Source organism: Kitasatospora sp. MBT63, assembly GCF_000710465.2.
In the GTDB taxonomy this organism is placed as follows: Bacteria; Actinomycetota; Actinomycetes; order Streptomycetales; family Streptomycetaceae; genus Kitasatospora.
In genome coordinates, this window is record NZ_JAIZ01000239.1 from 23,154 (window position 1) to 31,263 (window position 8,110).

6 protein-coding genes are annotated in these 8,110 nt (G+C 74.9%); 3 read left to right on the forward strand and 3 right to left on the reverse strand.

Annotated features, from left to right (window positions below):
* Positions 1-176: 176 nt before the first annotated feature.
* On the reverse strand, positions 177-1,622 hold the full coding sequence (locus AA75_RS15465) for a lipase maturation factor family protein (RefSeq protein ID WP_051812475.1): 1,446 nt from the start codon (positions 1,620-1,622) through the stop codon (positions 177-179).
* A 239-nt stretch (positions 1,623-1,861) separates the two neighbouring features.
* Between AA75_RS15465 and AA75_RS15470 the strand changes: the two genes are divergently transcribed.
* Together AA75_RS15470 and AA75_RS15475 are read left to right on the forward strand one after the other, a co-directional pair.
* Positions 1,862-2,818: an EamA family transporter gene (locus AA75_RS15470; protein ID WP_082526536.1), complete on the forward strand. Its 957-nt coding sequence runs from the start codon at positions 1,862-1,864 to the stop codon at positions 2,816-2,818.
* Positions 2,819-3,055: 237 nt separating this feature from the next.
* Entirely contained in the window at positions 3,056-4,138 is a 1,083-nt protein-coding gene (locus AA75_RS15475; RefSeq protein WP_033820591.1) for a sugar ABC transporter substrate-binding protein, read from the forward strand.
* A gap of 67 nt (positions 4,139-4,205) precedes the next feature.
* Here the strand turns inward: AA75_RS15475 and AA75_RS15480 are convergent, their stop codons facing one another.
* Positions 4,206-5,159 (reverse strand): DMT family transporter, encoded by a 954-nt coding sequence (locus tag AA75_RS15480; protein ID WP_082526537.1) that lies wholly within the window; start codon positions 5,157-5,159, stop codon positions 4,206-4,208.
* Between AA75_RS15480 and AA75_RS15485 the strand changes: the two genes are divergently transcribed.
* The gene (locus tag AA75_RS15485; RefSeq protein WP_033820593.1) at positions 5,158-6,609 is read left to right on the forward strand and encodes a PLP-dependent aminotransferase family protein; all 1,452 of its coding nucleotides are present in this window, start codon (positions 5,158-5,160) and stop codon (positions 6,607-6,609) included. The two genes, AA75_RS15480 and AA75_RS15485, sit on opposite strands and share 2 nt — an antisense overlap.
* A gap of 64 nt (positions 6,610-6,673) precedes the next feature.
* Here AA75_RS15485 and AA75_RS49365 read toward each other — a convergent pair.
* On the reverse strand, positions 6,674-8,110 hold a 1,437-nt coding region (locus AA75_RS49365), incomplete at its 5' end, for a hypothetical protein (RefSeq protein WP_033820594.1).

An 8,110-nucleotide genomic window follows, 5' to 3' on the forward strand; every position in this document is an offset into this window, starting at 1 on the left:
TTCTGGCGGGGGGCTGGCGGGGAACGTTCGGCGGTGTCGGGGCGTCGCGAGCAGCCCGGCTCGCGCGGCGCGGGAGGCCAGGATACGGGTGAGCGTTCGAGGCACGCACGCACCGGGGCCCTTATAACTCCCCGCGCCGCCGGGCGCCACCCGGACACCGGTCGTGCCGGGCGGGTTCACCGGTGCCGCCGGGGCAGCAGGTGGGCCACGTCGTGACGGCTCACCGGGCGGAGGTAGTCGCGGACCGGGGTGCGGTGCCACCAGTCCCCGGTGGCCCGGCGTTCGCTCCATGAGGTGAACCGGTAGCGGTAGAGCCGTGCCCGGACGAAGGTGGGCGGCGCGCCGGGGAACGGGTTGTGGCGCAGCAGGGCGAGGGTGTCGCGGTCGTTGACCAGGAGTCTGGCCACGAAGGAGTCGAACCAGGGCCCGGCGTAGGAGGGTGAGATCGCGGCGAACCACATCAGCCAGTCGAGCCGCAGGTGGTACGGCGCGAACTGACGGGGCGTCCTGCCGGGCTCGGTGGGCTTGCCCTTGAAGCCGTACTCGCGCCAGCCGGTGGCGTGGGTGACGACGGGCTCGTCGGTTCCTTCGAGCACGACCTCGTGGCGCAGTCGGCCCACCGTGCCGAACGCGCCGTACGCGTTGACCAGGTGGAGGCGGTTGTAGGAGCGGTTCATCTGCTGGTGGCGCGAGAACAGGTTGCGGGCGGGCCAGTAGCTGAGGGCGGCGATCAGCACGGTCAGGGCGATCACCAGTGCTTCGTACCAGTGCGGTCCGGCCCGGTGGCCGGGGGCGGCGGGCAGTGGGAGGTGGCGGGCGTCGACGGCGGACAGGGCGAGGGCGATGGTGAGCCAGTTCAGCCAGGCGAAGTTGCCGGAGAGCACCAGCCAGAGCTGGGTGGCAGTGATCAGGGCGCCGGCGATGCTCGCGACCGGCTGGGGCAGGAAGAGGCCGAACGGGACGGCCAGCTGGACCACGTGGTTGGCGGCCGCCTCGACGCGGTGCAGCGGCCGGGGCAGGTGGTGGAAGAACCAGCTGAGCGGGCCCGGCATCGGCTGGGTCTCGTGGTGGTAGTAGAGGCAGGTGAGGTCGCGCCAGCAGCGGTCGCCGCGCCATTTGATCAGTCCGGCGCCGAACTCGACCCGGAACAGCAGCCAGCGCAGCAGCCACATGCCGAGGACCGGCGGCGCGGTGTCGTCGTTGCCGAGGAAGACGGCCAGGAAGCCGGTCTCCAGCAGCAGGGACTCCCAGCCGAAGGCGTACCAGGTCTGGCCGACGTTGACGATGGAGAGGTAGAGCACCCACGGGACCGCCCAGAGCAGCATCGCGGCCCAGAGCGGCAGCAGGTCGTCGGCGCCGGCGAGCAGGGCGGCGGTGAGCGCGGCGCCGGTCCAGCAGACGGCGGCGAAGGCCCGGTCCGAGTAGTGCAGGTGGAACAGTCCGGGGGCTCGGCGGGCGGGGACGCGGGCGGTGAAGCGGGGCACCGGGAGCATGCCGTGTTCGCCGATCAGGGCGCGGAACTGCGCGACGGCGGTGAGGAAGGCGGTCAGGTAGACGGCGGCCAGCAGCCGCTGGAAGACCTCCCGGGCGAACCAGTACTCGGGTGCCGCGAACCAGTCCACCCGCACCTCACCTCGGATCGGCCCCGCCGGGACGGCTCCCATCCGTACCACCCGCTCACGCCGTCGCGGCGGGCGGGCGCACCCCGGCCGGGCGGCGTTCATCCGGTCGGCGCACCGGGCCGGCCGCGCCGGGGCCGCGGGAGCGGGCGAGCCGGGGTGGGGGCTGCGTGTACGTCCGGCCGTGGATGTGGTCTCATACCCGCGCAAGGACCCAACAGGACCAAACTCGGGAGTCGCACATGTCATCCTCGGTTCCGCAGCGGCCGGCGGAGACCCTCGCCCCCGGGTCGACCGCCGCCGCCACGGTCGGGCCGCCCAGGATCGGCGGGGCGGTGTGGGCGGCGCTCGGCATCGTGTACGTGGTGTGGGGCTCCACCTACCTGGCCATCCGGGTGGTGGTGGAGACCATGCCGCCGCTCCTCTCGGCCAGTGCCAGGTTCTCCGCCGCGGCGCCGCTGCTGGCGCTGCTGCTGGTCTGGCGACAGGGCGTGGGCGCGCTGCGGGTGACCCGGCGCCAGCTCGGTTCGGCGGTGCTGGTCGGCCTGCTGCTGCTGGTCGGCGGCAACGGGCTGGTGGTCCTGGCGGAGCGCTCGGTGCCGTCCGGGATGGCCGCGCTGCTGGTGGCGAGCGTGCCGCTGTGGGTGGTGGTGCTGAACCTGGCCGGCGGCCGCCGGCCGGCGGTGGCGACGCTGGCCGGGGTGCTGCTCGGGCTGGCCGGCCTGGTGGTGCTGACCTCGCCGGGGCTGAGCGGCCAGGTGAGGCTCGGTGGCCTGCTGTCGGTGGTGCTGGGGGCGCTGATATGGGCCTTCGGCTCGTTCCTGGCGGGCCGGCTGGAGATGCCGGCCAATGCGATGGCGGCCAGCGTGTACGAGATGGCGGCCGCCGGCCTCGGCGCCGGGCTGCTCGCGGTGGTGCGGCACGAACCGCAGCACTTCGACCCGGCGGCCGTCTCCGGCCGCTCCTGGGCCGCCCTGGCCTACCTGGTCGTCTTCGGTTCGCTGATCGCCTTCACGGCGTACGCCTGGCTGCTCCAGCGCGCGCCGCTGTCGCTGGTGGCGACCTACGCGTACGTCAATCCGGTGGTGGCCGTGCTGCTGGGGTGGCTGGTCCTGGCCGAGCCGCTGACCTGGCCGGTCCTGCTGGGCGGCGCGATCGTGGTGAGCGGGGTCTTCCTGGTGGTCCGGGCCGAGCGGTAGCGGGGCCCGGCTCCCCTCCGGGAGGGGGGAGTTGGGCACCTGCCTTGAAGCCTTGACCTATCCGAATTCGGGGGCCCGACGTCTCCGCAGGTCACAAGGGAAGATCATTCAAGAATGTAACGACTTGGTCGACATTGTAAGTGGGATGCTTTAATTATTGACGTCACATCGGGGTGCCAGCTTGACTCCCCTTCACTCGCCGCAGGCTGCGGCGCTGTCAGGGAGGCACCACCCACCATGAACGCAATGACGCGTCGCCTGCTCGTCGGCACGGCCGCTGTGTCGATGACGCTGTCGCTCGCCGCCTGCGGCTCGAGCGGCTCCACGCCGTCCGCCGGCGCCAACAAGACCATCGGTCTCCTGCTGCCCGAGCGCGCCTCGTCGACCCGTTACGACACCTTCGACAAGCCGCTGATCGAGTCCTCGATCAGCGGCCTGTGCACCAAGTGCACCGTCGACTACGCCAACGCCGACGGCGACGAGGGCACCCAGAAGCAGCAGTTCGACGACATGCTGGCGCGGGGCGTCAAGGTCATCCTGCTGGACGCGGTCAACGCCAAGATCACCGCACCCTGGGTCGACGCGGCCGCCAAGAAGGGCGCCAAGGTCATCGCGTACGACCGCCTGGCCTCGGGCAACGTCGCCGCGTACGTCTCCTTCGACAACAAGCGCACCGGCGAGCTCCAGGGCCAGGCCCTGGTCGAGGCGCTGGGCAACAAGGCCGCCAACGCGCAGGTCGTCATGGTCAACGGCGCGGAGAGCGACCCGAACGCGGCCGACTTCAAGGCCGGCGCGCACAAGTCGCTCGACGGCAAGGTCAAGGGCATCGTCTACGAGCAGTCCGGCGAGTGGAAGCCCGAGGTGGCGGCCGCCAAGATGACCGAGGCCATCGGAAAGCTCGGCAAGAACGGCTTCCAGGCCGTCTACTCCGCCAACGACGGCATGGCGGCGTCGATCATCGAGACCCTGAAGAAGGCCGGCCTCGAGAACATCCCGGTCGGCGGCCAGGACGCCTCCCTGGACGCCATCCAGCGGGTGCTCACCGGCGAGCAGGCCTACACGATCTTCAAGCCGTACGCACCGGAGACCGACGCCGCCGCCAACATCGCGGTCTACCTGGTCAAGGGCCTGGACGTGACCACCGTCGCCACCGCCATGACCGACAGCAACGGCGCGCAGATCCCGTCGATGCTGCTCAGCCCGATCGTGGTCACCAAGCCCCGGATCAACGACACGGTGATCGCCGGCGGCCTCTACACCGCCGCCCAGATCTGCGACCCCGCGCACGCGGCGGCCTGCAAGGCCGCCGGGATCCAGTAACCGTCCCGCCCGGCCGCCACCACCGGCCACCCGCTGTCCGGGTCCGCGGCCGACGCCCCCGAGCGCGTCAGCCGCGGACCCGCTGGGTGACCGCGATGCAGCCCAGCACGGCCAGCGCCGCCACCGGCGCGGCCGGGGACGGCTGCTCCCCCAGCACCAGCACGGCCCAGCCCAGCGTCAGCAGCGGCTGGGCCAGCTGGAGCTGACTGGCCCTGGGCACCCCGATCGACGCCATACCCCGGTACCAGAGCACGAACGCGCCGAACTGGGACACCCACGCCAGGTAGAGCAGACCGGCCACGGCCTTCGGCCCGGCGTGCACCGGTTCCGCCGCCAGCGCGAACGCCGTCACCGGCACGGTCACCGGCAGCGCCGCCAGCACCCCCCAGGCGATCACCTGCCAACCGGGCATCCGCCGCGCCAGCCGGCCGCCCTCGGCGTACCCCGCCGCACACACCAGCAGCGCCGCGAAGAGCAGCGCATCGGCCAGGCCGAGCCCGCCGTGGCTCTGCGTCAGGGTGAAGGCCAGGACCGCCGCCGCGCCCGCCAGCGCCGCCCACCAGAAGGCCCGGGCCGGACGGGCGCCGCTGCGCAGCACGGCGAAGACGGCGGTGGCCAGCGGCAGCAGGCCGATCACCACGGCGGAGTGGGTGGCCGAGGAGAGCTCCAGGGCGAGCGTGGTGAGCAGCGGGAACCCGACCACGCACCCAGCCGCGACCACCAGCAGTCCGGCCCGGTCCTCCCGGCGGGGCAGCGGCGCCTTGGCGGCCAGCAGGCAGCCTGCGGCGACCACGGCCGCCAGCACCCCGCGCAGACCGGTCGCGGTCCAGGGGCCGAAGCCGTGCAGCGCCCAGACGGTCGCCGGGAAGCTGAAGGAGAAGGAGAGGACGGCGGTCGCGGCGAGCACGGTACCGCCGACCGCAGTACCGCCGACGGCAGTACCGCCGAGCGTGGTACCACCCGCCGCAGTACCGCGGACCGCTATCGTCATCGGACTGGTAGCGCTATCTTGTGCTGTCATGAACGAGCGTAGCAGCGGCGCGGAGCTGGCCGCCATCCTCCGCGGCGAGCTCAACCGCTACTCACCCGGCGAGAAGCTGCCGTCCAGCCGGGCCCTGATGGTGCGCCACCAGGTGAGCCCCGTGACGGTCTCCCGGGCCATCGCCGAGCTGGCCGCCCAGGGGCTGGTGGTCACCCGGCCCGGCGCCGGGGTGTTCCGTGCCGAGGCCGCACCCGGCGCCGCCCCCGGCGGATCCGGAGGTACGGCGCCGCCCGACACCTCCTGGCAGGAGGTCGCGCTCAGCGCGGAGGCCGGGGTGCCGCCGAGCCGCAGCGCAGACGCCTCCGGGGTACTGGCCGCGCTCGCCCTCGCACCGCCCGAAGTGGTCGACCTCAACAGCGGCTACCTGCACCCCGTGCTGCAACCCGAACGCGCGCTCGCCGCCGCCCTCGCACGGGCCGGCCGCCGGCCCGGCGCCTGGGGCCGGCCGCCGATCGACGGCCTGCCCGAGCTGCGGGCCTGGTTCGCCCGCGACATCGGCGGCGCCCTCACCGCGTCCGACGTCCTGATCACCGCCGGCGGCCAGAGCGCCCTGACCACGGCCCTGCGCTCGCTGGCCGCACCGGGGGCGCCCGTCCTGGTGGAGTCGCCGACCTACCCGGGCACGGTGGCCGTCGCCCGCGCCGCCGGTCTGCGGCCGGTCCCGGTACCGGTGGACGCGGACGGCCTGCGGACCGACCTGCTCGCCGACGCCTTCGCCGCCACCCGGGCCCGGGTCCTGGTCTGCCAGCCGCTGTTCCAGAACCCGACCGGCGCCGTACTGTCCGCGGCCCGCCGGCCCGAGGTCCTGCGGATCGCCCGCGCGGCCGGCGCGTTCGTGGTGGAGGACGACTTCGCCCGGCGGCTGGTGCACACCGACGCCCCCGCCCTGCCGGTCCCGCTCGCCGCCGAGGACCCCGACGGCGTGGTCGTGCACATCAGGTCGCTGACCAAGCCGACCTCGCCGAGCCTGCGGGTCGGCGCGATCACCGCCCGCGGACCGGCCTACCAGCGGCTGCGCGCCGTCCAGGCGATGGACAGCTTCTTCGTCCCCCGGCCGCTCCAGGAGACCACCCTGGAACTGGTCGCCTCCCCCGCCTGGTCCCACCACCTGCGCACCCTGGCGGGCGCCCTGCACGACCGCCGGCAGACCCTCGCCGTCGCCCTGCGGCAGTGGCTGCCCGACCTGCTGCCCGACCGGCTCCCGTACGGCGGCTACCACCTGTGGCTGCGGCTGCCCGACGGCCGGGACGACGGCGCGCTGGCCGCCGCCGCGCTGCGGGCGGGCGTCGCCGTCACCCCCGGCCGCGGGTACTTCACCGCCGAGGCGCCCGGGCCGCACCTGCGGCTCAGCTACGCCTGCGCGGACAGCCCCGAGCGGCTCACCGAGGGCGTACGGCGTCTGCACCGGGCCTACGGGGAGCCGCTCTGACGGGACGACCGACGACGGCCCGCGCGGCGGCGGCCGTGGGCGGGCCGAGCGGCGGCGGCGTGGGTCAGCCGGTCCGCCAGGCATCCGCGCACAGGGCGGTGGCCAGCTCCTCCCGGTAGCAGGACGCGGCGAGCCAGGCCAGGGCGAACGCCAGCGGGTCCCCCTCGCGGAGACGGCCGAAGACGTCGCGTTCGCGGTCGGCGGCGGCCGCGCACAGCGCCGTCAGCAGGTCCGCGGCGGTACCGAGGCCCGCCGCGCGCAGCCGGGCCGCCTCCGGCACGGCCGGGCCCGGGGCGAGCGCACGGCGGCCGGCCGTGACGGCCTGCTCCAGACGCCGGCCCAGCACCTCCACCGGAGGCTCCGGGACGGCACCGGCGGACGGCCGCGGCGCCGGCTCCACGAGCTCCGGGGCCGAAAGCTCCGGGACCGACGGCAGGTCGGCCTGCTGGAGCCGTTCCAGACCCAGGCCGACCCGGCCCGCGCGGGCGTCCGGCAGCCGCAGCCCCGCCGGGCCCGGCACCTGACCGGCCGCCAGCAGCCGCAGCCTCGGGTGGGCGGCCCGCTCCAGCCGGCCGATCACCCGCAGCCGCAGTCCCGGTACCGAGGCCAGCAGGGCCTGGTTGTCGCGGCACGGCAGCGCCGGGTGAGCGGCGGCCGGTGCCAGGGCCAGCGTCAGGCCGGCGCATTCGGCCAGCACCTCACCGGGCACCGGACCGGCCCCGACCACCGTGACGTCCAGGAACAGCAGGTCCGCACCGGCCGGCCGGTCCTCCTCGGGCAGCCGGCCGGCGGCCAGCGCCCGGTCGGCCTGGGACGCCACCGGCTCGGACCAGAGCGCCGCCGACGGCTGCTCCTGCCAGTCGGCACCGGCCGCGCGGACGGCCCGCACCTTCGCCCCCGCGCCCAGCCGGCCCGACTCAGTCCGGGTCGCCGACTGGACCACCAGCCCCGCCCGGGAGAACTCACGGTGGCTCAGCGAAGCGTCCCCCAGCCGCACCGGACGCGACCCGGCCGTCAGCGCCGCCTCGGCGGCGGCGTCGGCACCCGAGTGCGGGGTGACGTCGGAGACGGTGCTGAGCCGCCCGGCCGGGTCCACCGCCCAGGCCACCACGCCCGCATGGGTCGCGGTCAGCACCGGCTCGGCGAACAGCCCGTACAGGCGCAGCCCGCCGCCTTCCCGGTAGGTCTGCCGGGCCGTACCGCGCAACCCGGCGGCGGGCGCCGGGCCGAGCAGCGCGGTGGTGACCTCCAACAGGTCCCGCAGGACCGCCGCCAGATCGCCGAGCCGGTGCTCGGCCTGCCGGGCCCGGGCCGCCCGCAGCCGGGTGACCAGCGCGACGGCGAGCGCGGCCGGCCGGTGCAGACCGAGCAACCGCGCCTGGTGGGCCACCCGCAGCACCTCGGCCTGCAGAACGCCGCCCGCGCCACCGATCCCGGCGGCGAGCACCTCGGCGGCGGCCGCCCGCAGCTGCCGCACCGCGTCGGCCTCACGCGCGGCCAG